The 23,407-nt window shown below is 64.9% G+C and carries 22 protein-coding genes; 13 read left to right on the top strand and 9 right to left on the bottom strand.

Annotated elements, in window-relative coordinates; genetic code table 11:
* The first annotated feature begins 121 nt into the window (after positions 1-121).
* Positions 122-1,843, top strand: coding sequence for a hypothetical protein (locus tag QW863_RS29645; protein WP_315717537.1), 1,722 nt, complete (start codon positions 122-124; stop codon positions 1,841-1,843).
* An 8-nt stretch (positions 1,844-1,851) separates the two neighbouring features.
* Here QW863_RS29645 and QW863_RS29640 read toward each other — a convergent pair whose 3' ends face one another.
* Positions 1,852-2,502, bottom strand: a complete 651-nt coding sequence (locus tag QW863_RS29640; RefSeq protein WP_315717539.1) for a 3-oxoacid CoA-transferase subunit B — start codon at positions 2,500-2,502, stop codon at positions 1,852-1,854.
* On the bottom strand, positions 2,502-3,230 hold the full coding sequence (locus QW863_RS29635; protein ID WP_315717540.1) for a CoA transferase subunit A: 729 nt from the start codon (positions 3,228-3,230) through the stop codon (positions 2,502-2,504). The genes QW863_RS29640 and QW863_RS29635 overlap by 1 nt, the downstream gene beginning before the upstream one ends.
* A gap of 310 nt (positions 3,231-3,540) precedes the next feature.
* Here QW863_RS29635 and QW863_RS29630 point away from each other — a divergent pair, with 310 nt between their 5' ends.
* The 5 genes from QW863_RS29630 (at position 3,541) to QW863_RS29610 (ending at position 9,849) form a co-directional block, all read left to right on the top strand.
* Positions 3,541-5,490 (top strand): AsmA family protein, encoded by a 1,950-nt coding sequence (locus QW863_RS29630; protein ID WP_315769536.1) that lies wholly within the window; start codon positions 3,541-3,543, stop codon positions 5,488-5,490.
* A gap of 142 nt (positions 5,491-5,632) precedes the next feature.
* Positions 5,633-7,015, top strand: coding sequence for an ABC transporter substrate-binding protein (locus QW863_RS29625; RefSeq protein WP_315717541.1), 1,383 nt, complete (start codon positions 5,633-5,635; stop codon positions 7,013-7,015).
* 116 nt (positions 7,016-7,131) lie between these two features.
* Complete coding sequence (locus QW863_RS29620; RefSeq protein ID WP_315717542.1) at positions 7,132-8,007, top strand: sugar ABC transporter permease; 876 nt, start codon at positions 7,132-7,134, stop codon at positions 8,005-8,007.
* Positions 8,004-8,855 carry a carbohydrate ABC transporter permease gene (locus QW863_RS29615; RefSeq protein WP_315717543.1) on the top strand — a complete coding sequence of 284 codons (852 nt, stop codon included), beginning with the start codon at positions 8,004-8,006 and terminating at the stop codon, positions 8,853-8,855. The genes QW863_RS29620 and QW863_RS29615 overlap by 4 nt, the downstream gene beginning before the upstream one ends.
* Before the next feature lie 7 nt (positions 8,856-8,862).
* A complete protein-coding gene (locus QW863_RS29610) occupies positions 8,863-9,849 on the top strand; it encodes an alpha/beta fold hydrolase (protein WP_315717544.1) in 987 nt (328 codons plus the stop codon).
* A 101-nt stretch (positions 9,850-9,950) separates the two neighbouring features.
* On the opposite strand, the gene QW863_RS29605 is transcribed toward QW863_RS29610, so the two are convergent.
* The 5 genes from QW863_RS29605 to QW863_RS29585 form a co-directional block, all read right to left on the bottom strand.
* On the bottom strand, positions 9,951-10,763 hold the full coding sequence (locus QW863_RS29605; RefSeq protein ID WP_315717545.1) for an ABC transporter permease: 813 nt from the start codon (positions 10,761-10,763) through the stop codon (positions 9,951-9,953).
* Between the two features lie 171 nt (positions 10,764-10,934).
* Positions 10,935-11,849: an ABC transporter permease gene (locus tag QW863_RS29600; RefSeq protein WP_315717546.1), complete on the bottom strand. Its 915-nt coding sequence runs from the start codon at positions 11,847-11,849 to the stop codon at positions 10,935-10,937.
* Entirely contained in the window at positions 11,846-13,018 is a 1,173-nt protein-coding gene (locus QW863_RS29595; RefSeq protein WP_315717547.1) for an ABC transporter ATP-binding protein, read from the bottom strand. Before QW863_RS29595 ends, QW863_RS29600 begins: the two co-directional genes overlap by 4 nt.
* A 50-nt stretch (positions 13,019-13,068) precedes the next feature.
* Positions 13,069-14,631 carry a glycerol-3-phosphate dehydrogenase gene (locus tag QW863_RS29590; RefSeq protein ID WP_315717548.1) on the bottom strand — a complete coding sequence of 521 codons (1,563 nt, stop codon included), beginning with the start codon at positions 14,629-14,631 and terminating at the stop codon, positions 13,069-13,071.
* A 130-nt stretch (positions 14,632-14,761) separates the two neighbouring features.
* The gene (locus QW863_RS29585; protein ID WP_315717549.1) at positions 14,762-17,482 is read right to left on the bottom strand and encodes an EAL domain-containing protein; all 2,721 of its coding nucleotides are present in this window, start codon (positions 17,480-17,482) and stop codon (positions 14,762-14,764) included.
* 211 nt (positions 17,483-17,693) lie between these two features.
* Here QW863_RS29585 and QW863_RS29580 point away from each other — a divergent pair, with 211 nt between their 5' ends.
* A complete protein-coding gene (locus QW863_RS29580; protein ID WP_315717550.1) occupies positions 17,694-18,797 on the top strand; it encodes an NAD(P)/FAD-dependent oxidoreductase in 1,104 nt (367 codons plus the stop codon).
* Between the two features lie 183 nt (positions 18,798-18,980).
* Here the strand turns inward: QW863_RS29580 and QW863_RS29575 are convergent, their stop codons facing one another.
* The gene (locus QW863_RS29575) at positions 18,981-19,166 is read right to left on the bottom strand and encodes a YdcH family protein (RefSeq protein ID WP_315717551.1); all 186 of its coding nucleotides are present in this window, start codon (positions 19,164-19,166) and stop codon (positions 18,981-18,983) included.
* Between the two features lie 290 nt (positions 19,167-19,456).
* Here QW863_RS29575 and QW863_RS29570 point away from each other — a divergent pair, with 290 nt between their 5' ends.
* The 3 genes from QW863_RS29570 (at position 19,457) to QW863_RS29560 (ending at position 20,354) form a co-directional block, all read left to right on the top strand.
* Positions 19,457-19,663, top strand: a complete 207-nt coding sequence (locus QW863_RS29570) for a YdcH family protein (protein WP_009028242.1) — start codon at positions 19,457-19,459, stop codon at positions 19,661-19,663.
* Positions 19,664-19,810: 147 nt separating this feature from the next.
* Positions 19,811-20,023: a hypothetical protein gene (locus tag QW863_RS29565; RefSeq protein WP_315717552.1), complete on the top strand. Its 213-nt coding sequence runs from the start codon at positions 19,811-19,813 to the stop codon at positions 20,021-20,023.
* Positions 20,024-20,102: 79 nt separating this feature from the next.
* The gene (locus QW863_RS29560; RefSeq protein ID WP_315717553.1) at positions 20,103-20,354 is read left to right on the top strand and encodes a hypothetical protein; all 252 of its coding nucleotides are present in this window, start codon (positions 20,103-20,105) and stop codon (positions 20,352-20,354) included.
* 44 nt (positions 20,355-20,398) lie between these two features.
* Here the strand turns inward: QW863_RS29560 and QW863_RS29555 are convergent, their stop codons facing one another.
* On the bottom strand, positions 20,399-21,160 hold the full coding sequence (locus QW863_RS29555; protein ID WP_315717554.1) for a GGDEF domain-containing protein: 762 nt from the start codon (positions 21,158-21,160) through the stop codon (positions 20,399-20,401).
* A gap of 87 nt (positions 21,161-21,247) precedes the next feature.
* Here QW863_RS29555 and purE point away from each other — a divergent pair, with 87 nt between their 5' ends.
* The 3 genes from purE (at position 21,248) to rpsU (ending at position 23,311) form a co-directional block, all read left to right on the top strand.
* On the top strand, positions 21,248-21,736 hold the full coding sequence (gene purE / locus QW863_RS29550; RefSeq protein ID WP_315717555.1) for a 5-(carboxyamino)imidazole ribonucleotide mutase: 489 nt from the start codon (positions 21,248-21,250) through the stop codon (positions 21,734-21,736).
* Complete coding sequence (locus QW863_RS29545; protein WP_315717556.1) at positions 21,733-22,842, top strand: 5-(carboxyamino)imidazole ribonucleotide synthase; 1,110 nt, start codon at positions 21,733-21,735, stop codon at positions 22,840-22,842. Before purE ends, QW863_RS29545 begins: the two co-directional genes overlap by 4 nt.
* Before the next feature lie 166 nt (positions 22,843-23,008).
* A complete protein-coding gene (gene rpsU / locus QW863_RS29540; RefSeq protein ID WP_315717557.1) occupies positions 23,009-23,311 on the top strand; it encodes a 30S ribosomal protein S21 in 303 nt (100 codons plus the stop codon).
* The last annotated feature ends 96 nt before the right edge of the window (positions 23,312-23,407 follow it).

The following is a 23,407-nucleotide window of genomic DNA, read 5'->3' as shown; positions in this document are numbered from 1 at the left end:
GCGGTGCCCTGACACTGGCACAAATGACAGTCACGCAAAATCAACTTTCGATTGCGGGATGTAAGCTACAAACGTTAGAAATTTCCGTTGAGAGACGCGATGAGCGGACCAGGAGGCGAGTGTGAATTCTCGACATCCGCCGGTCTTCTTCACGTCCGACCTGCACGGTTACGGAATTGGTAACACCAGCTGGTTCGACGACGATTCGCCCCGCGCACTGGCTGGACGCTGCCTCATCGACGCGCTCGAATATCTGCGGACGTCGCCCAAATTCGCCGCCAAGGACTGGCACGTGGTGAATGCGGGCGCGGCGCGTCTCGTGCACCAATGTCTCACGGACGGCGCGCTGGCGCGCAAGGATATTCTCGATCGTGTGGCTCCCGCCATCGAACAGGTTTGCGCACGGATCGTCGCGAGCCGCCAATATCGCATTCCGTTCTATGGCGACGACTTCTGGGACTGGGCCAGTGTGGTCGACGGTTTGTGCGAGGTGCAGCAGGTTTCGGTGACGGCGGGCCAGGTGGCAAGACGCGAGCTCGACCAGTTTCGCAGGACCGTCCACATCCGCATCCCGAGCGGTCTCTCGGTCGGGGACCCCGAGCACGAATGGTTCGGACCGGCGATCGCAACACGCGCCTATCGTCTGCTGGATTCCCGCGCATCGGGAATAGATCCCGACCTGCGCAACGAGTTGCAGGCGCAATCGCTCGAACGCATCGAGCGCGGCAGGTATCGCGGGAGGCAGGTGACCCCGTGGCAACTGAGCTGGCACTACGGTCAGGTCGTCGGCGAATTTCAGCGTGCCGCCAGCGAGCAGGCCGCCGAGCTGGCTGATTTTGCGTGGCTCGCCGTTCCACTCGAACTTGGCAAGCGCGCCCAGGTTCTCGCGCGCATCCTGCAAGGAGCCTACGCCGTCAAGGACCGCAGAACCGTCCTGCAGGCATTGGAGGAGCTCTACCGTTGCGAGACACCCGGCCGCCCGCTCGGCCAGGGCGTGATCGGCGCCGGCATCGAGGCCTCTCTGGACGTGCTCGAAGCGCTGTGGCAGCAGCTCGATGGTCGGGAGAAGGCCAGCATCAACGCGATGCTCGACGCGCTGCGATTTCTCCATGCCAAAGCCAACACGATCGGTTTCCTGGTCGAAACGCCGGAGGATATCGAAGCCCTGGTCCAGGCCATGGGCCCGGGCACACTGATTGAACAGCGCAACGCGGCGCGCGCCATCATCAGGCATTCCTGCTTCCATGCGGTCGTGTGCCTCGGGCGATCGATGGCCGAGGTGGCGAGCGCGGCCGCCGTGGCGATCGAAGAGCATGGGGCGCAGTGGCTGATCATGCCGGGACGGGCCGAAGCACTGGGCCCGAATCTCCCGCACGCGGCCCGCGGCCCGCGATTCGTCGGCGCCGGCCCCGGTGATCTCGTCATCGCCACCGCGGTCGCGCCATTCCGGATTCAGATCAAGCTGCGCGACGCGCTCAGCATTGCCGAGCCGCCCTTGGTCGATGACAGCGGAATGATCATTCCGGCCGATCCCGAGCTTTGCCGCCTCGCGCACGAGGCCGCGGATGGCATGCTGGATGACATCGGCGTGTTCTTCGAAGGAATGACGGTGACGTGCGATGGCGACGGCACGACTGCCGAGATCTCGGCAGCGTTTCCAGGCGCGCTTGCGACGGATAACATGGCCTATGCGATGGGGCTGATCTGCCTCAGCCGCAGTGTGCCGTGTCTCATCATTCAGGGGCTGGCGGAGACCGCCCAGTCCGCCGCTGCGAGCCCGCCGCGGCGAGCGGCATGCCGGCTCGCCGTCAAGGTCGCGGAGATGCTGTGCCGGCGCTGGTAGCCGCGCCCTCAGGCATTCTTGAGCGCGACCCGGAACTCGGCTTCGGTCTTGGCCTTGACCTCGTCGAGCGTCACGCCGTCGGCGAGCTCGATCAGGGCCATGCCGTCATTGCCGTGCTTGTCGATCGTGAACACCGCCAGATCGGTCACCACCATGTCCACCACGCGCTCGCCGGTCAGCGGCAAGGTGCACTGCTTGAGCAGCTTCGGGCCATCCTTGGCGCTGTGCTCCATGACCACGACCACGCGCTTGACGCCGGCGACGAGATCCATCGCGCCGCCCATGCCCTTCACCATCTTGCCGGGGATCATCCAGTTGGCGAGATCGCCGTTCTGGGCGACCTGCATGGCGCCGAGGATCGACAGGTCGATGTGGCCGCCGCGGACCATGGCGAAGGATTCGGCTGACGAGAAATAGCTGGTGATCGGCAGCTCGGTAACGGTCTGCTTGCCGGCATTGATGAGGTCGGGATCCTCCTCGCCCTCATAGGGGAACGGACCCATGCCGAGCATGCCGTTCTCGCTCTGCAGCGCGACGTCGACGCCCGGCGGAATGAAGTTGGAGACCAGCGTCGGAATGCCGATGCCGAGATTGACGTAGTAGCCGTCCCGCAGCTCCTTGGCGGCGCGCGCCGCCATCTGCTCTCGCGTCCAGGCCATCAGACTTCCTCCCCGGCTGCGGCGGCGGCTTCACGTTTGCGCACGGTGCGCTGCTCGATGCGCTTGAGCGCAGTTCCGACCTGGATGATGCGCTTCACGAAGATGCCCGGCGTATGAATGTGGTCGGGATCGATCTGGCCGGCCGGCAGCAGATGCTCAACCTCCGCGACCGTCACCTTGGCCGCAGTGGCCATCATCGGATTGAAGTTGCGCGCGGTCTTGCGGTAGACGAGGTTGCCGGCAGTGTCGCCCTTCCAGGCGTGCACGATCGCCAGATCGGCAAACAGACCGCGCTCCATCAGATATTTCTCGCCGTCGAACTCCCGCACCTCCTTGCCCTCCGCGACCAGCGTGCCGACGCCGGTCTTGGTGAAGAAGGCCGGGATGCCGGCGCCGCCGGCGCGGATGCGCTCGGCCAGGGTGCCCTGCGGGCAGAATTCGAGCTCCAGCTCGCCGGCCAGATATTGCTGGGCAAACAGCTTGTTCTCGCCGACATAGGACGAGATCATCTTCTTGATCTGCCGCGTCTCCAGCAGCCGGCTCAGGCCGATGCCGTCCACCCCGGCATTGTTGGAGATGACGGTGAGGTCCTTCACCCCGGACTCGCGAATGGCGTCGGACAGGGTTTCTGCGATGCCACAAAGACCAAACCCACCCGACATGATGGTCATGCCGTCCTTGAGGAGGCCGGCAAGGGCGGATTTGGCGTCCGGATAGACCTTGTTCATACGGGAATGACCTGATGGAGAGCGGCGACCGCGCGGATATCGACCGGATTATTAGGCGAAATCTTCGCAATGCGTCAATGATGCCTTCCCAACGCGCACATCCTGCTTTAGCTGTCGCACCAGCCTGCGCCTCCGTGGCGATCCGGAGTCCGGAATATCAGGGCTCCGCCGCAATCCGGCCACACCGGCGGCGTGGCCTTGAAAGCGTCAAGAAAGCGCATCAAGTTGTTGATGTTGGCAGGGGTTTTCGGCGCACCCTGCCCATCCCGCGTAACCAGCGATCCGACGATCCCAGGACATGTCCGTGACCATGGCCCAAGGAATGAGGCGCCTCGGCACACCGATCGCGGTGCTGCTGGGCATCGCGTTCGTGGCCCTGCTGGCGAGCTCCTGGCTGGTCAATCGCGAGGCACTGCGGCAGGCGGTGGAGAGCCAGATCCGCGCGGTGACCGGGCTCGAGCTCGTCGTCAAGGGACATATCGACGTCTCCTTGTTTCCGGGCAGCTATGTCTCGTTCCACGATGTCGGCCTGAAGGGCAGCGGCACCGAGGATCCGGCCCTGCGCGTCGACGTGCTGACCGCCAATCTGCAGTTGTTGCCGCTGCTGCTGCAGCGGTTCGAAATCGCCGATGTCATGATGCTGCGGCCGCAGATCAACGTCACCCGCGAGGCCGACGGCAACAGCAACTGGACTCCCTTCATCGAGACCATCGCGCGCACGATGCGTCCGGGGCCCGACAGCCAGATGTCGTTCTCTGAGATCCGCATTCAGGACGGCATCCTGGTCTACGAGGACACCGACCACCACGCTTCCGAGCGGCTCGACGATATCGACCTGTCGCTCGCCTGGCCGTCGATCTCGCGCTCGTTCGCGGCGACCGGGCAGTTCGATTGGCGCGGCCAGCGCATCGAGGGCTCCATCAGCGTCAGCGACTTCCTGGCTGCGCTGTCGGGGGACCGGTCCGGCTTGAAGATGCGGCTCGCCAGCGCGCCGCTGAAAGTCGCCTTCGACGGCACGGTCGCGAACCGCACCAGCGCGCTGATGGAAGGCATGCTGACGGTGGATAGCCCTTCGCTCCGCGATGCGCTGCGCTGGACGGGGCAGACGCCGCTCGGCGGCGGCGGCTTCGGGCGCTTCGCCTTGCGCGCCCGTGCCAACGTGGTCGGCGCCTCGATCGCCCTCACCAATGTCAACGTCGAACTCGACGGCAACACCGCCGAAGGCGTGATGACCTACGCCAATAACGGCCGGCAGACGCTGCAGGCGACGCTGGCGGCCGACGCGCTCGACTTCACCCCCTACATCTCGACGGTCCGGCTGCTGGCCAATGGGGCCCGCGACTGGAATCGGCAACTCTTCGACCTCAAGGCCTTGTCCACCACTGACCTCGACATGCGGCTATCGGCCGCAAAGGTCACGGTCGGCTCCTCGAAAATCGGACGCACGGCCTTCGGCGCCAACCTGCGCAACGGCGTGCTCGCCCTCTCGGTCGGCGAGGCTCAGATGTATGGCGGCATCGTGCGCGGCTCGTTCGGAATCGCCCGTGCCGACACCGTGGCCGACGTGAAGGCTGAGCTGCAATTCAACGATGTCGATCTGCAGGCCTGCGCGAACGAGATGTTCGGCGTGTCGTCGCTGTCGGGACGCGGCAATCTCAACGTCTCGCTGACGGCTTCGGGCTCGAGCCCGTTCGGGCTCGCCCAGTCGCTCGACGGCAGCGCCAACCTGCAGGGCCGCGATGGCGCGATCTCCGGCTTCAACGTCGAGCAGCTCCTGAAGCGCCTCGAGCGCAGCCCGCTGTCGCGCGGCGGCAATTTCCGCTCCGGTTCGACGCCTTACGATTCGCTGACGATCGCGGTCAAGTTCTCCGAGGGTATCGCGACCGCAGAGGACATCCGCGTCGAGAGCCCGACCGCGCGCATCACGATGACCGGTACGGCCTCGGTGCCGACACGGGAATACGATTTCAAGGGCGTCGCGAGCCTGCTGTCGTCCGGCAACGGCAGCAACGGCTTCGAACTGCCTTTCGTCGTCCAGGGCCCCTGGGAAGATCCACTGATCTTTCCCGATCCGGAAAGCCTGATCCGCCGCGCTCCGGCCGCCGCCCCTCTGCTCGATGCGGTCAAGGACCGCAAGACGAGGGATGCGGTGCGCTCGGTGTTGGAACGATTCACCGGCGGCGGATTGCGCCCGGCGCAGCCAGACACTGCGCCGCAGGCTGACGCCCCGACGGGCGACCCTCCCACGAAGCAGAACTGACCGACGCGGCTTGCTTCGCGTGCCGATACGCGGCCGCCGTCACGACCTATGTCTGATATATTACTTCTGGATCACGTCGGGTCCCTGGGCTAGTGTCCGGCCGCAACCGATCAAGCAAGATCGGCGGATCAGGGAGAGACACGTGAAATCCAGGGGAATGGGTGCGCTTTCGATCGCAGTCGCAGCCGCCGGGCTTTTTTGCGCTGCAGCACCAGCCATCGCTCAGGACACCATCACGATCTGGTGGAGCAAGGGCTTCTACAAGTCCGAGGACGATGCGCTGCTCAACGTCGTCAAGAAGTTCGAGGCCAAGACCGGCATCAAGGTCGAGCTGTCGCAATACGCGATCCAGGACATGATTCCGAAGACGGTCGCCGCGCTCGATTCGGGCACCGTACCCGACGTGGCCTACGCCGACACCTACGACGTTCAGGCCCAGGGCAAGTGGGCCTACGAAGGCAAGCTCGAGGATCTCACCGACATCCTGGAGCCGATGAAGTCGGCGTTCGCTCCGAACACGCTCGAGACCGCCTACCTCTACAACAACGTCACCAAGAAGAAGGCCTATTACGGCTTCCCGCTGAAGCAGCAGAGCATGCACGTCCAGATCTGGGGCGACCTGCTGAGCAAGGCCGGCTTCAAGCAGAGCGACATCCCCACCAAGTGGGAAGACTACTGGACGTTCTGGTGCGACAAGGTGCAGCCGGCGGTCCGCAAGGCCACCGGCCAGCGCATGTATGGCGTCGGTCAGCCGATGGGCGTGGAATCCACCGACTCGTTCCAGTCGTTCTACACCTTCATGGACGCCTACAACGTCAAGCTGGTCGACGACGACGGCAAGCTGCTGGTCGACGACCCCAAGGTGCGCGACGGCCTCGTCAAGGCGATGAAGGATTATACCGACACCTACATCAAGGGCTGCACGCCGCCCTCGTCCACGACCTGGAAGGATCCGGACAACAACGTCGCGTTCCACAACAAGACGATCGTGATGACCCACAATTTCACGATCTCGATCGCGGCCAAGTGGTTCGAGGACTCCACCAACCCGGCGCTGACGCCCGAGCAGCGCGCGGCTGGCAAGAAGGCCTATGAGGAGGACATCATCACCGCGTCCTTCCCCAACAAGCCGGACGGCACGCCGATCAAGTACCGCTCCGACGTCAAGACCGGACTGATCTTCGCCAATGCTCCTCACAAGGCGCAGGCCAAGGAATTCATCAAGTTCCTGATGCAGGAGGAGAACCTCGGCCCCTACATCGAGGGCGCGCTGGGCCGCTGGTTCCCGGTGACGACCGCAGGCCAGAAGAGCCCGTTCTGGCAGGCCGACCGCCATCGCAAGGCCGTTTACACCCAGTTCACCGGCGGCACGACGCCGTTCGACTTCACCAAGAACTACAAGTTCACGATCCTCAACAATGAGAACGTCTGGGCCAAGGCGATGAACCGCGTGGTCAGCGAGAAGGTGCCGGTCGAGAAGGCCGTCGACGAGCTGATCGCGCGGCTGAAGGAGGTCGCCGGCTAGTCTCTCGCCTCGCGAGGCACTAGCTCGATATCCTGACAACGACAACAGATCCCGGCCGCAGCGCATGCGGCCGGGATGGCTTATAGGCGGGAAGAGACGACCCGGGAAAAACGACCATGGCGATCACGCTCTCAGCTTCCGATTCCGCAATCGCGGAGGCGCCGCGCCCGGTGCTGCTGACACCGTCACAGGTGTGGGGCATCGTCATGCTTGCCCCCTATCTGCTCGTCTTCCTCGCCTTCGTCGTCTATCCCGTCGGCTACGGCCTGTGGCTCGCCCGGGAGCCGGCCAGCTACGTCGCGCTGTATAACGACCCCATCTTCGCGCGCGCCGCCGTCAACACGCTGATCTTCCTTGTGGTCGGCATCAATCTGAAGATGGTGATCGCGCTGTTCCTGTCCGGCTTCTTCATTCAGCAGCGCGGCTGGATCAAATGGCTGTCGGTCATCTTCATCCTGCCCTGGGCGGTGCCTTCGATCCCGACCATCCTGTCGGTGCGCTTCATGCTCAATCCCGAATGGGGCGTGGTGAACCAGCTGATCTTCAAGTTCACCGGCGAAGATGGCCCCAACTGGCTGAACGATCCGACGGTCGCGCTGTCGATGGCGATCGGCATGCACATCTGGAAATCGCTGCCGTTCTGGACCCTGATCCTGATGACCGGGCGGCTTGCGATCTCGCAGGACCTGTTCGAGGCCGCCGAGGTCGACGGCGCCACCTGGTGGCAGAAGTTCCGCTTCATCACCTGGCCGTCGATGCAGACGCTCTACATCACCTGCACGCTGCTCTCGATGATCTGGACGCTCGGCGACTTCAACAGCGTCTATCTCCTGACCGGCGGCGGTCCCGCCGATCTCACCCACGTGCTGGCGACGCTCGGCATCCGCTATCTCCGGCTCGATCAGCTCAGCCTCGCGATGGCCTCGATCGTCTGCGCGATGCCGCTGGTGCTCCCCCTGGTCTATTTCATGATGAAGCGGTTGTCGCGATGAAGCTCCCCACCCTGCGCGAAGTCGGCACCGAGGCCCGGCTGCTGCTGATCGGCATCCCCGTCTTCATCTGGACGATGATCCCGATCTACCACATGTTCCTGTTCGCGATCTCGCCGAAGGAGGACGCGTTCTCGGGCAAGCTGTGGCCGGACCATCCGACGCTGCACAATTTCTCGATCGTGTTCCACCAGCAGCATTACTTCCTGCGCGATTTCTGGATCCAGTTCGGCAACTCCGTCATCATTGCCGCCGCCGTCGGCGCGCTGACCCTGGTGATCGCGACTTGCGCGGCTTACGCCATCTCGCGCCTGCGCGTGCCCGGCAGCCGGGTGGTGATGAACCTCGCGCTGTTCACCTATTTCATCCCGGCGGCGTTCCTCGCGGTGCCGATGTATCGCACCATGGGCAAATACGGCCTGCTCAACAACGACTGGTCGCTGATCCTGGCGATGGTGACGATTGCCTCGCCCTACGCGATCTGGGTGCTGAAACAGGCCTCCGACAAGCTGCCGGTCGAGCTGGACGAGGCCGCCGTCATGGATGGCGCCAGCCCGCTGCAGATCTTCCGCCTCGTCTATGTGCCGCTGATGATGCCCTCGCTGGTCGCGATCGGAACCTATGCGGTGCTGCTGGCCTGGAACGAGTACCTCTACGCGTTCCTCCTGCTGTCGAACGACAAGGATATCACGCTGCCCGTGGCGCTCGGCAACTTCCTGGCCGCCGACGATTCGCCGTGGGAGCTCCTGATGACCACCGGCTTCATCTACGCGCTGCCGCCCGCGGCGGTCTATTATGCCTTCAAGCGCTACATGGTGGGCGGCCTGACCGCCGGCGCCGTGAAGTCGTGACGGAGCGATGAGGGTCGGATTTCGTCAGGGACGGTTCGCCGACGCTTCGCGGCCGAACTGGGACGACGACGGGCCGCGGCCCATCGACTGGTTCGCCTGGTATCCGGCCGCGGATAGCGCGATCGAAGCGGCGCTTCCGGTCGCCCCATGGCCGCAAGGATGGTTCGAGGCGGGACCTGTGGCGCTGGATGCGCCGCTCGGTCCCAACGGGACTTGCCCGCTCGTCGTGTATTCGCATGGCACCGGCTGCAACGGCCTGCAGTTCGAATGGCTGGCGCGCGAGCTGGCGTCCCGCGGCTTTGTCGCGGTCGCCGTCAATCATCATGGCAACAGCAACGCTGAGCCCTACCGGGCAGAGGGCTTCCTCTGCTCATGGGAACGCCCGCGCGACGTGTCCTTGCTGATCGACCACATCGCCGCTCATCCCGATTTCGAAGGCCGTATCAACCCCGACCGCATCTACGCCGTCGGCTATTCGCTCGGCGGCGTCACCGCCACCGCCTTGCTCGGCGCCATCATGCTCCGCTCGCCGTTCGAGCCGGGCGCCAATCTGGGCCGCGGACCGCGCGAGTTTCCCGATCTCGTCGATCATCTGCCGCGGCTGATGGAGAAGAGCCAGATCTTCCGCGACTCCTGGGGGCGGATGTCGGCCTCCTATCGCGATCCCCGCATCAAGGCTGCGCTGCTGCTGGCGCCGGGCCGATCGGTGCAGGGCTTCTCCGACGAGAGCGTCGCCGCGATCAGCGTACCCGCACGCATCATGGTCGGCGGTGGGGACGCCCTGCTGCCATCCGCGCGCTGGCTGCATGAGCGGCTCAGCGGCAGCACCTTTGATGTCGTTGCCGACGAGGCCGGCCACTATGTGTTCCTGCCGAAGAGCACCGCGCTCGGACGCAGCGCCGACCCGGCGTGCTGCGTCGATCCGCCGTCGGTCGACCGCGGCGCGATCCACCGCACGGTTGTGGCCGCCGCGTTGCATCTGTTCGAGGCCTGAGCGACGCTGCCGCAGCATTCTCCGTCATTTTGAGCGTAGCAAAGCAATCCAGAGTCCTGGCGCGGCCCTGGATTGCTTCGCTACGCTCGCAATGACGACTTCTATAGTGGCGCAGCGCTCTCGCCGCGATCACTCGACAGCTTTGAAGCTAACGACGCCACGACGATCACCACGGCAATCAGCCCGATCACCAGCGTGCAGATCGCGTTGATCTCCGGCTTCACCCCGAGCCGTACTTCCGAATAGATCCGGATCGGCAGCGTCGCCGAGCCCGGGCCGGTGGTAAAGCTCGCGATCACGAGATCGTCGAGCGACAGCGTGAAGGCGAGCATCCAGCCGGCGACCACCGCCGGGGCGATCAGTGGCAAGGTGACCATCACGAACGCGCGCAAGGGATCGCAGCCGAGGTCCATCGCAACTTCCTCCAGGCTGCGGTCGAGCGAGACCAGCCGCGACTGTACGATCACCGCAACGAAGCACATCGTGAGGGTCGTGTGGGCGAGCGTCACCGTCCAGAAGCCGCGCTCGGCCTCCAGCGCCACGAACAGCAGCAGCAGCGACAGGCCGGTGATCACCTCGGGCATCACCAGCGGCGCATACAGCATGCCGGAGAACAGCATGCGGCCGCGAAATCCCTGGCCGCGCGACAGCGCCACCGCGGCAAGGGTGCCGAGCAAGGTCGCCACCGTCGCCGAGGTGGCGCCGACCTGCAGGCTCATCCAGGCTGCATCGATCATCGCGCGGTCGTTGAAGAACTCGTGGTACCAGCGCAGCGACCAGCCGCCCCAGACCGTGACCAGCCGCGAGGCGTTGAACGAATAGATCACTAGGATCAGGATCGGGAGGTAAAGAAAGGCGAGCCCAAGCGTCAGCGAGGCGACGTTGAAGCGCGACAGGCGAGAGGGACTAGGCACGATCTCCTCCTCCCTCAATCCCAGTGAAACCCTCTCCGTTCCCTCCCCCCTTGTGGGGGAGGGTCAGGGAGGGGGGCACCCAGCAAAGACCGCCGATGCGGACCCCCACCCCCAACCCCTCTCCGCAAGGGGGAGGGGAGCGAGAGAACGTGCCTTGCTGTACGCCATCCATCACCTGCTCTCCTCCAACTGCCGGCGCTGCAGCCGGTCGTAGAGCAGAAGCGGAAGCAACAGCACGACCAAGAGGACCACGGCGATGCTGGAGGCCACCGGCCAGTCCTTGTTGGTGAAGAATTCAAGCCACAGCGTCTGGCCGATCATCAGCGATTTCGAGCCGGCGAGCAGATCGGGAATGACGAACTCGCCGACGATCGGAATGAAGCACAGCAGCGCGCCGGCGCCGACACCCGGCAGCGACAGCGGAAACGTCACCAGCCAGAAGGTCTGGCGCGGCGAGGCGCCGAGATCGGCGGCGGCCTCTTCCAGGGTCGGCTCCAGCTTCGTCAGCGTCGCGAACAGCGGCAGGATCATGAAGGGCAGATAGGAATAGACGATCCCGACATACATCGCGCTGTCCGTCGACAGCCACACCACCGGCGCGGACACCAGATGCAGCGCGAGCAGGATCTGGTTCAACAGGCCGTCATGCTGCAGGATGTTGACCCAGGCATAGATGCGAATCAGGAACGAGGTCCAGAACGGGACGATGACCAGCATCATCGCGATGCCCTGCCAACGCCTGGGCAGCCGCGCCATGCCATAGGCGATCGGGTAGCCGATCAGGAGCAGGATCGCGGTCGACGTCGCCGCGACGACGACGCTGCGCAGATAGGACGCGAGATACAGATCGTCCGACAGCAGCAGACGGAAATTGTCGAGCGACAGCGCCGCAAATGCATCCCGAAGCGACGACAAACCATCAGCCAGCGAGAACACCGGCGTATAGGGGGGCTGCGCGATCGCAGTCTGCGACAGGCTGATCTTGGCGACGAAGGCGAACGGCACCAGGAAGAACAGCACCATCCAGACGTAAGGCGCGATCGCCGCAAATCGCGCCGGACGCGAGAAGATGCGGCGCGCGCTCATCGCTCCAGCACCACGCAATCATCGGGCGTGAACCAGGCCACGACGCGCTGGTTCAGCCCATAGCCGTCGGCGTCGAGCCGGGCCGTGTTGGCTTGCGACGCGTGCAGGACAGCGCCGCCGTCGAGCTTGATCTTGTACACGGTCTTGCCGCCGAGATAGCTCGCATCGGAAATGGCGCCCTCGACACAGTTGATCGCTGCGGCATCAGCCGCCGGCCGGCGAAGCGCGAGGCGGATCTTCTCGGGACGGATCGCGACTGCGACCTTGCTCTCGCTGATCGGAGTGACGGGTTGCGCCGCGGCGAGCTCGCCGGCAGCGGCGGTCGTGATCCGGAGCCGGTGCGACTCACGCGCGGTCACCTCGCCCTCGAACAGGTTGATGTCGCCGACGAACTCCGCGACCCACCGCGACACGGGCTCTTCATACAGGCGGCGCGGTGCAGCGACCTGCTCGAGCCTTCCCGCGTTCATTACCCCGATCCGGCTCGCCACCGTCATCGCCTCCTCCTGGTCGTGGGTGACGATGATGAAGGTCATGCCGAGCTTGCGCTGCAGCTCCATCAGCTCGAACTGCGTGCTCTCGCGCAGCTTCTTGTCGAGCGCCGCCATCGGCTCATCGAGCAGCAGTACCTTCGGCCGGCGCGCCAGCGAGCGTGCCAGCGCGACGCGCTGCTTCTGTCCCCCGGACAGTTGATCGGGCTTGCGCTTCTCCAGGCCTTCGAGCCGGACCAGCGCCACCATCTCCGCGACGCGGGTGGCGATCTCGGCGCGCGGCATGCCGGCGCGCTTCAGGCCGAAGGCGATGTTGTCGCGCACGTTCAGATGCGGGAACAGCGCGTAGTTCTGGAACATCATGTTGACGGGCCGCTGATGCGGCAGCACCTGCGCGATCTCCTCGCCCGATAGCAGGATGCGCCCTTCATCCGGCGTCTCGAAGCCGGCCAGCATGCGCAGCAAGGTCGTCTTGCCGCAGCCGCTGGGGCCGAGCAGCGCGAAGAACTCGCCGGCTCGGATGTCGAGCGAGACGCCGTCGACGGCGCGGAAGCTGCCGAAGGTCTTGACCACGTTCTCGATCCGCAGGATCGGCGGCTGAGGATCGGGGCGCGGTTCCGGCAGTGGTGATGCCGCCGGCTCCTCGGCGGGCGCTGGATTTGCGATGTCGTCAGCCATGTCCTGATCAAATCACCCTGCCCGGCCACAACGCCCGGCCGGTCGGCAAGCTAGCCGCCCATGGATTGCAGCTCAACCGCACGGGCCGGACTATCCCCGCTCGCGTCAGCGGCCTGCGGCGAGCCCCGGCCACAGGCGACCGTCGCCATGAACGCGGCGAGCGCATCGCGTTCGGCAGCGGGAAGCGTCAGGCCCAGCTTGGTCCGCCGCCATAGAACGTCGTCGGGAAACCGCGCCCATTCGCGCGTCATGAGGTAGCGGACCTCCGCCTCCGTCAGCTTCGGCCCGAACGCCTGTCCGAGATCGGCCCGGCATCTCGCCCCGCCGAGGATCTCCGCCAGCCGGGTGCCATAGGCGCCGACCAGCCGCCGGGCCTCGGCTTCGCCGAGAAAGCGCCAGCGCTCCCGTGCGTCGTCGACGAGATCCTCGAACCGATCCCAGGCGAAATCGCCACCCGGAAGCGGCGCGCTCGCAGTCCAGCGCGGCGACATCGGGTAGAAGCGCGCAAGCCGCGAGACCGCCCGCTCGGCCCGGTACCGGGCTGTCGTGACATCGCCGCCGCACATGGTCAGGAGCGGCGCCTTGGCGGGCTCCTTGGCGCGGCCGGCATCAAGGCTCACGATCGTTTCCAATTCCCCGCTGTCGGCAGCACGCAGCACCATCATGTTGGCGCCGGACACGCTCCGGACCACATCCGCGGGCTGGACGTCCGAGCGGAAATAGCGGTTCGCCGCCTTGCAGAGATAGGCCACGTCTGCCGCCGGCACCGCCACCACGGCTGGGTCGCCCTTGAAGCCGTGGGCCACCGTGCCGATCAGGGTGAAATCTTGCTCGTAGGGCTGGGCAAAGATCAGCCTTCCATCCGAATTCTGAAACACGTAGACCGCTTCGACATCGAACAGCCGCGGCACGATGATCTGGCTAACCTGCCGCGCGGTGACCCGCGGCGGCGGCTGACGCAGCACGGTTTCCGCCGTCGAGACGCTCCACGCGCCGGTGGCGTTGGCGAGCGCGCGCGAAGTGACGATGCGGCGATGGCCGCGGTCGATGATGGCGAGCCGCCATAGATGGTCACGGTCGGCTCGCACGCAGCGGGCGCCGGTGCGGATCTCTGCGCCGCGCTCGGCGGCATCCATCGCGGTCAGAACCACCAGGCGGGAATCGTCGACCACGCAGTCGGAATAGTCGAACGCCGTCCCGATCGGACGCTTCAGGGCATCGCCGATCGGATGATGCGTGACGTCGAGCACCGACGCGGCCGGCAGCCGGTTGCGCGTAGCGAGGCGATCGTAGAGCCAGAGCCCTGCGCGCAGCTGCCATGGCGGCCGCTCATTGGCGTGAGCCGGAATCGCAAAGCGGATCGGCCGCACCAGATGCGGCGCGACCGTGAGCCAGACGTCGCGCTCGGCGAGCGCGCGGCGCACGCGCAGAAAGCCGCGGCGCTCCAGCGCCGCGAGGTCCCCGTGCACCAGCCGCGACGTGGCCGACGAGGCGGCGCCGCCGAGATCGCCCTGCTCGACCAGGATCACGCGCAAGCCGCGGCCGGCCGCATCGCGTGCCAGGCTGACGCCGTTCAGACCGCCGCCGATGATCGCAAGATCGTAGTCCGCCATACGCAAGGTCTTCGAGCGTGCCAGGGCGAATGATCGTAGACCGGCGGAAATGATTCTCGTAGCGGCCGAGCTGTCGTGCGCGCGGATAAATTCGCGCTGTTGCGCAACAGCCTCTGACCGGAGTGCCTGGTCAGCCCGTCTTGCGAACGGACGCGGCGTCGTCGTCGTGAGCGCGACCGACAATGCCGTCGTATTTGTTGATCGGCAGGGGCTTGCCGAGCAGATAGCCCTGAACCGAGTCGCAGCCCTGCTCGGCGAGGAAGCCGAGCTGCTCGGGCGTCTCGACGCCTTCCGCCACGATCGACATGTTCATGCCGTGACCCAGGCCAATGACCGCACGAATGATCGCCGCCGATTGCGGATTGCGACCGATGTTCATGACGAAGGCGCGGTCGATCTTGATCTTGTCGAACGGGAATGCCTGCAGGTAGCTCAGCGACGAGTAGCCGCTGCCGAAATCGTCCATCGAGACGCGAACGCCGAGCGCCTTCAGCCGGCGCAGCAGCGCGACACCGCGATCGAAATCCTCGATCAGCACACCCTCGGTGATCTCGAGCTCGAGCCTGCCGGGTGCGAGCCCCGTCTCGATCAGGATCGAGTGGACCAGCGCAACGAGGTCGCCATGGACGAACTGGGCCGGGGACAGGTTGACCGCGACCTGCAGCGGCTTGGGCCACGACGCCGCCTCGCGGCAGGCCTCGCGCAGGATCCACTCGCCCATCTCGACGATGAGGCCGCTCTCTTCCGCGAGCGGAATGAAGTCGCTCGGCGGCACGAAACCCCGGACCGGGTGCTGCCAGCGCGCCAGCGCCTCGAAGCCGATGATCTCGCTGGCGTCGACCGTGCGGCCGGAGACGGCCTGCGGCTGGAAGTACAGCGACAGTTCGCCATGCTTGATCGCGACAGACAGCTCCTGATGCAGAACGCGGCGGTCGCGAATCTGCTGATCCATTTCAGGCTCGTAGAAGGTGATGCTGCCGCGCGATTTGGCCTTGGCGCGGAACAGAGCGGCACCCGCATTGGCGAGCAGCGACGCCGGATCCGAACCATTGTGCGGGAACACCGAGATGCCCGTCGTCAGCGCGGTGCGGATCGACTTGCCCTCGATCTGGAAGTCCACCGCGATCGCCGCCGCCAATTGCTCGGCCAGCGCCCTGCCCGTTTCCGGTTGCTTGCCGTCGATGATCAGCCCGAACTCATCGCCGGAGAGCCGCGCGACCACCCCGCCCCGGGCAACGGCATGGACGCGACGGGCGACCTCGATCAACAGCTTGTCGCCGATGGCGTGGCCGAAGACGTCGTTGACGTCCTTCAGGCCCTTGAGATCGACGTTCAGGACCGCGAACTCCTCGTCCGTATCCGCGCAGGCCTCGATCATCTGGCTCAGGGCCTGCAGGAACGCGGCGCGGTTCGGCAGATCGGTCAGGCCGTCGTGATAGGCCATGTGCGCCATCCGCGATTCGGTCTGGCGCCGGTCGGTGACGTCCTCATAGGTCTTGATCAGATATTGCGGCTCGCCGGTCTCGCCCAGCACGGTTGCCCGCCGGGTCAGGAACAGCCGCAGGCCGTCCTTGGTCGAGATCGGATGTTCCTCGGTCAGAAGGCCGCGCTTCTTGATGGCGGCTTCGTCGCGCGCCGTGATCAGTCTGGCCTCGCGCGGATTGAAGATGTCGGCGGTGGTCAGGCCCGTGGCGTCCTCGCGCTTGCGGTTGAGGATGATCTCGGCGCTGCGGTTGGCGAGCAGATAACGGCCGTCGCTGACGCTCTCGACGATGAGCGAAACCGGAATGTTGTCGACAACCAGTTCCAGGAACTTCTTGCTGTTCTCCAGCTCGCGGCTCAGCGATCGCCGCTCCGTGGCATCGTCGAACAGCGCGATGAGGAATTGCGGTTCGTTCTTGTCGTTGCGTGCAACGACCCGGTGGGCGTCCAGGATGCGCTTCTCGTCACCGCGTTGAACCACGAGTTCGCTGCAATAGGTGGTGCCAGGTGCCAGCATCGCTTCGCGATCGGCAGCCGCGATGTCGGCCGCGGTCTCCTCGCCGAACAGGTCGCTCGGGCGCCGTCCGATGATCTGATCCCGCGGCACCTGCGCGAACTGCTCGAACGCCCGGTTGGCAAAGATGTAGCGGCCGTCCTCGATGTTCTTGGCGGCGACGCAGACGGGAACCTGATCGACCACCGATTCCAGGAACTGCTTGGTCGAGGCGAGCTCGCGCTCCAGCCGGTGCTGCACCGTACAGTCTTCATGGATGCCGATCGATCCTCCGGTGGGAAGACGGAAAATCTGGGCACGCACCACACGTCCGTCGGGCAATTCGGTCAGGCACCCGTCCGGTGCCCGCGCCTGGCGCGCATAGTCCTCGACCGTCAGATTGAGCAGGCCACGCTGCCGCCGCAACTCGACCAGATCCCGGCCGGTGCAACCGGGCGGAATGTCGGCCCGGCTCATGCCGTAGATCTCGAGAAAGCGATGATTGTAGAAGACGACGCGGTTGGCGGCGTCCGTCAGCATCAGCCCCTGGCTCAGATTGTTGAGCGCGGAGCTGATGAAAACATTACGCCGCAGTTGTGCCCGCTTGGCGCGCCGCAAGGCCGAATGGATCCAGATCACGACCGACGCGAGGAAGGCGCAGACGACAACGCCGGCGATCAACACCTTCCAGAGCACGTCCGGCTCGATGGTGGCCAAGTAACCGGAGGGCGAGAAATCGGAGGGCGAGAAATCGGAGGAAGCGGCCCAGGCCCGGGTCGGCGCAGCCGCCCACGCTGCCATGGCGGCCACCGAGGCCGCAACGACACGCGCAGAAAACGCGTTTCGGTCGCTCGCCTGCCAATTCTTGCCAGCCATCAATCACCCGCGGTATTCGGCGACAGTATCTGGCTTCACCTATTGGGATCGGGTAAACGGGTTCTGCAAACTTCGAAAAAGACGAAGCAAATTTGGTCAATGGCGCCTTATGATGAATGGTTTGCTAAGGGCCCTCGCACTCCGGACCGGGGTTCCGCCCACCAGGGATTGCAGCGAGGCATGACTTCTCCCAATCGTCTCAGGACTATGCATGGATAGAGTGGATTGCGTCGTCGTTGGCGCCGGCGTCGTCGGACTTGCCGTCGCACGTCAATTGGCGCGGGCCGGACGCGAGGTCATCGTTCTCGAGGCGGCCGAGGGTATCGGAACCGTCACTTCGTCTCGCAACAGCGAAGTGATCCACGCCGGCATCTACTACAAGGCCGGGAGCCTGATGGCCCGCTTCTGCGTGGCCGGCAAACGCCTACTTTACCGCTATTGCGACGACCATGGCGTGCCCTACCGCAATTGCGGGAAGCTGATCGTTGCGACCAATCCGGCCGAGACCGAGAAGCTGCAGGGCATCCGCGCGCACGCCGAAGCCAATGGTGTCGAAGGTATGCGGCTGCTATCCGGAACCGAAGCGCTGGCGCTGGAGCCGGCCCTGGCCTGCCAGGCCGCGCTGCTGTCGCCGTCCACCGGCATCCTCGACAGCCATGCCTTCATGCTGTCGCTGCGCGGCGAGATCGAGGATGCCGGCGGTGCCTTCGCCTTCCACACGCCGTTGCTGCGGGCCAAGGCGACCGGGGGATCAATCGAGGTCGATGCGGGCGGCGCGCAACCGATGAGGCTGAGCTGCCGGCTGCTGGTGAACGCCGCCGGCCTCGACGCGCCGAAGCTGGCGCGGCTGATCGACGGCATGCCGTCGTCGCTGATGCCGACGGCCTATCTCGCCAAGGGCAACTATTTCAGCTGCAGCGCCCGGGCACCGTTCAGCCGGCTCATCTACCCGGTGCCGGAACCAGGCGGCCTCGGCGTGCACCTCACGCTCGACATGGCAGGCCAAACCAGATTCGGCCCCGACGTCGAGTGGATCGACCGGATCGACTATACGGTCGATCCGGCGCGCGCCGAGCGCTTCTACCCGGCGATCCGCAAGTATTGGCCGTCGCTGCCGGATGGGGCGCTGATGCCGAGCTATTCCGGTATCAGGCCGAAGATCGTACCGCCGGCCGTGGCGTCGCAGGATTTCGTCATTCAGGGCCCGCGCGATCACGGGGTGCCCGGACTCATCAATCTGTTCGGAATTGAATCGCCTGGATTGACGTCATCGCTCGCGATTGCGGCTCACGTCTGCGATCTCGCCTCGAGCTGAAGACCCCAGATATCGCGATGAACGGCGTGTCGCGATAGATACGCCGGGAGACAACGCAGGCAGATGCGTCCGCCTCATCGAATATCGCAACTAATTTGATTGGAGTTGCGTCTGGGATGGACTCGTCACCATCCCAGGCGCACGGTCTTACGATCAGATGGTACGGCGGATGATGGTCACATGTCAGTGAAGTGTTTCGCTGGTTACCTGTCTCAAGCGCTCGATCTCATCCTTCACCATCAGTTTGCGTCGCTTCAGTTCGACAATTCGCAGGTCGTCCGTCGATGGATGCAGGAGAGCTTGATGCAATTCGTTTTCAAGAACTTTATGCTTACGCTCCAGTTCAACGAGATGCGCCTGAATGGCCATTCGAAACCTCCTCGGTAGGTGAACCTGAGATTCGACCAGGGCTAATGAGTGTACACAAGTCGCTTGACCTGTCGATGGGGCCAAAAGACCGCACATGCAAATTTGAGCGCCGTGTGTAACGAAGCGTGAGCAGATCCGGACGAATCTAAAGCCGGCGCCAACCCGAAATTCACGGGACAGCCGCACCGATCTCGAGGAGTGCGACTTGCTTATCAGCTTCGCAGGCGCAATATTTGCGCCCGCCTTCGCAAGGCTTTCCACTTCCTTCCGCTTTTTTGCTATCATAGATCATGGCTGACCAAGACGAGCGCGAACTGCAGGCCGAACTCGCGCGCCTGCAGCAGGAGCACCGCGATCTCGACGCGGCGATCGACGCTTTGCATCAATCGCCCGCCCCCGATTTGTTGCGGCTGCAACGACTGAAGAAGCGGAAGCTTCTGCTACGCGATCGGATCGCCTTCATCGAAGACCAGATCACGCCCGACATCATCGCCTGAGGCGAAGCGTCAGCACGGCTGACCGTATGCACACAAGCAATACGCAACAGCGGTGCAGGATTTGCCGAAGCGCCTTGACAACAAGAACAAAAAGAGAACAATCGGACCAGCCCCTCGTAACTCCTGACGACAACAAGGATGGTTGTGATGCCCGCCTCCTTCTCCCCACAGGATCGCCTCTATGAACAGGCCTGTGACCAAGCCATCGCGATGTGCGACGGCAATCTGCGCTCCACGATCAAGGCGCTGATCATGGCGAACGAGTATCTCGAGCTGGAGCTGCAGGAGCTGCGGGCGGCAATCTCCTGCGGCTGCATGCCCAACACCATTTCGGACGATGCGCAGAACAATGCGGCCTGAGCCCTAGGCCGTCGAGGCTTTCCGGACGATTGCCACCGCGCTCGCTCGCAGCTTCGACGAAGGCCGGGAGGTGCGTGCAATGCCTGACATCACCTATTACGTCGCCATGCCGTTCAGACGGGACGAGACTGGGATGCTGGTCGCAGGCGCGGCCGAGGAATGCCAGAGCTCGTCCGCAGCGCTGCGTCGTGCCGAAGCGATGTCGCGCTTGCCGGACAACATCGGCGCCATTGCCTTCAGCCGCAGCGGAGATCCCTTGCTGGGGGAATTCTGCGACGCCCGGCTGCTGCACAAGTTCGGCGAGTTGCCCGACGATCTCGGCGAGTTGTGAGCGCCGTGCACAGCTCTGTCATCGGAGCGGACGGCCCACGAGCGTCACCGCTGGTCGCCCGACAGGGCCGTGCCGTGCGCGGGGCTCTCGTACCTCCGCTGGGCCTTGCGCATATACATCGCACGGTCGGCTTCCTCCAACGCACGTACTGGGTTGACGCGCTTGTCGAGAAGGGCAATCCCGGCCGACGCGCCGGCACGCACGGTCTGATCGCCGAAGGTGAAGGTCAGGCTGTCGAGGGCCTGTTCCAGCTCCGTCGCCTTGGCATGTGCGTCCGCCGCGCTGAGGTGCCAGAGCAGCACGCCGAACTCGTCGCCGCCGAGCCGACCGATCACGTCGGAGGATCGGACATGCTCGCCGAGGACACGCGCAACCGCCTTCAGGACCTCATCACCGGCGGCATGGCCGAACGTATCATTGATCGGTTTCAGCCGATCGACGTCGAGCACGATGAGAGCACCGGTCGCGTCGTAGCGCTTGATGAAGGCGATGGAACGATGGAGTTCGCGGGCGAAGCCGCGACGATTAAAGATGTCGAGCAGGAAATCGCGCTCAGCGGAGGCCGTCAGCTCGGCGATCCGGGCCTGTGCTGTCGCCAACTCCGCCTTGAGGCGTCGGATCGTGTGCCGCGCGCCTGCCGGTACGGAACCGGGTTCAGGAGCCCGCGCGCGCCGCGAAGGCCGATGACGGTAGCGGGTTCTTCGCTTCCCGGCTCGCCACGCGGCCGCCATGCGCTTCTTTTTCATCGGACACCTGCCGCGCCATCGTTTGGGCTTGCCGGGCTTGACCAAGACAGGATAGTCCATTCGTACCTCCATGCCATGGCTTGCCGCTGTCAGGACCGATCCTATACTCCGGCCCATGCTGATGGATTCCCGAGAAGAATTGAGGTCATGACCGCCCCGATCGCCATCATCATGGGAAGCCAGTCGGACTGGGATACCATGCGCCATACCGCCGAGACGCTTGACGCCCTGGGCGTGAGCTACGACGCCCGGATCGTCTCGGCGCACCGCACCCCAGACCGGCTGTATGCTTTCGCCAAGGGTGCCAAGGCGGCGGGCTACAAGGTCGTGATCGCCGGTGCCGGCGGCGCCGCCCATCTGCCGGGCATGACGGCCTCGCTTACGGAACTGCCCGTGTTCGGCGTTCCCGTCGAGTCGAAGGCGCTGTCGGGGGTCGATTCGCTGTATTCCATCGTCCAGATGCCGGCCGGAATTCCGGTCGGAACGCTCGCCATCGGCAAATCCGGCGCCATTAACGCAGCGCTGCTGGCGGCCAGCGTGCTCGCTCTCTCGGACTCCGCGCTCGCCAGCCGTCTGTCGGCTTGGCGGCAGGCGCAGACCAATGCGATCGCCGAACGTCCGGAGGGCACGGCGTGACCGACTCCAATCGGGTGAAGCTCAAGCCCGGCGACACCATCGGTATTCTCGGCGGCGGCCAGCTCGGCCGCATGCTGGCGCTTGCTGCGGCGCGGCTCGGGCTGCGCTGCCAGGTGTTCTCGCCGGACCCGGACTCCCCCGCCTTCGACGTCGTGCTGAACGCAACCTGCGCCGAATATGCCGACGTCGAGGCGCTCGAGCTGTTCGCCAACGACGTCGACGTCGTCACCTACGAGTTCGAAAACGTCCCCTCGGCTGCGGCCATGGTGCTGGCGGCCAGACGCCCGGTGCTGCCGCGGCGTTCGGCGCTCGAGACCACCCAGGATCGCCTCACCGAGAAGGATTTCGTCACCTCGCTGGGCATCGGCACCGCGACCTATGCGGATGTGTCCTCGGTCGCCACCTTGCGCGAAGCCGCGTTCCGGATCGGCTTACCGGCCGTGCTGAAGACGCGGCGATTTGGCTATGACGGCAAGGGTCAGATCAAGATCCACCAGGGTGACGATCTCGAGCGGATCTGGGCCGAGCTCGGCACCAAATCGGCCATCCTCGAAGCGTTCGTTCCGTTCGAGCGCGAGATCTCGGTCGTGGCGGCCCGAGCGGCCGACGGTCAGGTCGAGTGCTTCGACGTGACCGAGAACGAGCATCGCGATCACATCCTGAAGGTGTCGCGGGCGCCGGCGCGTATCCCTGATGCGCTCGCCGACGAAGCCAGGGACATTGCCAGCCGGATCGCGACCGCCCTCGACTACGTCGGGGTGCTGGCCGTGGAGATGTTCGTGGTGTCGGACGGTCCCACTCAAGGCGTCCTGGTCAACGAAATTGCCCCGCGGGTGCATAATTCCGGCCACTGGACCCTCGATGGCGCCTCGATTTCCCAATTCGAACAGCACATCCGGGCGATCGCCGGTTGGCCGCTCGGCAAGCCGCTGCGCCACGGTCACGTCACGATGACGAACCTGATCGGGGACGAGATCGACAGCTACGAGCAGTGGCTCACGGTTCCGGGCGCCACCGTGCATCTCTACGGCAAGGGCGCCGCTCGTCCGGGCCGCAAGATGGGGCATGTGACCCAGGTCTCGCCACTGCCGCCGAGGCAGGGCTGAAATAAACCGCTCCGGCGAGGTTAAACTTGCGGTCAAGAGCCCGTCAGCGGGTGGACAGCGAGGATGTCCTCTGATACACGGGCGCGCTCAAGGTCAAGGGCGCGGCCATCTGCCAGCCCTGGCTTCACCAGATTTCAAACCGATAGACTGAGAAAGAGGATGCCGCGTGCAGGTTCTCGTTCGCGATAACAATGTCGATCAAGCCCTCAAGGCGCTCAAGAAGAAGATGCAGCGTGAGGGCATTTTCCGCGAGATGAAGCTTCGCGGCCATTACGAGAAGCCGTCCGAGAAGAAAGCCCGCGAGAAGGCCGAAGCCGTGCGTCGTGCGCGCAAGCTGGCCCGCAAGAAGTTGCAGCGTGAAGGCCTGCTGCCGATGAAGCCGAAGCCGGTGTTCGGCGCTGGCCCCGGCGGTGACCGTGGTGCTGGTCGTGGTCCGGGTGCAGGTGCCCGTCCCAGCGCGCCGCGCTGATCTGGCCAGATTGATCTGACGTCGTCTGAAGCGCGGGCCTTTGGCTCGCGTTTTTGTTTTGGGCGCCTCCTTTTGATTTCGCGCCTCCTGCCATCC

This window comes from Bradyrhizobium sp. SZCCHNR1017, from assembly GCF_032381375.1.
Taxonomy (GTDB): domain Bacteria; phylum Pseudomonadota; class Alphaproteobacteria; order Rhizobiales; family Xanthobacteraceae; genus Bradyrhizobium.
The sequence above is the reverse complement of the archived record's forward strand: the minus strand, read 5'-3'. Positions and strand labels throughout refer to the sequence as shown.

Coding starts and splice junctions, on each gene's coding strand:
- QW863_RS29640 (WP_315717539.1), bottom strand. CDS start 2,502: ATGGCCTGGACGCGAGAGCAGATGGCGGCGCGCGCCGCCAAGGAGCTG.
- QW863_RS29635 (WP_315717540.1), bottom strand. CDS start 3,230: ATGAACAAGGTCTATCCGGACGCCAAATCCGCCCTTGCCGGCCTCCTC.
- QW863_RS29630 (WP_315769536.1), top strand. CDS start 3,541: ATGGCCCAAGGAATGAGGCGCCTCGGCACACCGATCGCGGTGCTGCTG.
- QW863_RS29620 (WP_315717542.1), top strand. CDS start 7,132: ATGGCGATCACGCTCTCAGCTTCCGATTCCGCAATCGCGGAGGCGCCG.
- QW863_RS29615 (WP_315717543.1), top strand. CDS start 8,004: ATGAAGCTCCCCACCCTGCGCGAAGTCGGCACCGAGGCCCGGCTGCTG.
- QW863_RS29610 (WP_315717544.1), top strand. CDS start 8,863: ATGAGGGTCGGATTTCGTCAGGGACGGTTCGCCGACGCTTCGCGGCCG.
- QW863_RS29600 (WP_315717546.1), bottom strand. CDS start 11,849: ATGAGCGCGCGCCGCATCTTCTCGCGTCCGGCGCGATTTGCGGCGATC.
- QW863_RS29595 (WP_315717547.1), bottom strand. CDS start 13,018: ATGGCTGACGACATCGCAAATCCAGCGCCCGCCGAGGAGCCGGCGGCA.
- QW863_RS29590 (WP_315717548.1), bottom strand. CDS start 14,631: ATGGCGGACTACGATCTTGCGATCATCGGCGGCGGTCTGAACGGCGTC.
- QW863_RS29585 (WP_315717549.1), bottom strand. CDS start 17,482: ATGGCTGGCAAGAATTGGCAGGCGAGCGACCGAAACGCGTTTTCTGCG.
- QW863_RS29580 (WP_315717550.1), top strand. CDS start 17,694: ATGGATAGAGTGGATTGCGTCGTCGTTGGCGCCGGCGTCGTCGGACTT.
- QW863_RS29575 (WP_315717551.1), bottom strand. CDS start 19,166: ATGGCCATTCAGGCGCATCTCGTTGAACTGGAGCGTAAGCATAAAGTT.
- QW863_RS29570 (WP_009028242.1), top strand. CDS start 19,457: ATGGCTGACCAAGACGAGCGCGAACTGCAGGCCGAACTCGCGCGCCTG.
- QW863_RS29565 (WP_315717552.1), top strand. CDS start 19,811: ATGCCCGCCTCCTTCTCCCCACAGGATCGCCTCTATGAACAGGCCTGT.
- QW863_RS29560 (WP_315717553.1), top strand. CDS start 20,103: ATGCCTGACATCACCTATTACGTCGCCATGCCGTTCAGACGGGACGAG.
- QW863_RS29555 (WP_315717554.1), bottom strand. CDS start 21,160: ATGGACTATCCTGTCTTGGTCAAGCCCGGCAAGCCCAAACGATGGCGC.
- purE (WP_315717555.1), top strand. CDS start 21,248: ATGACCGCCCCGATCGCCATCATCATGGGAAGCCAGTCGGACTGGGAT.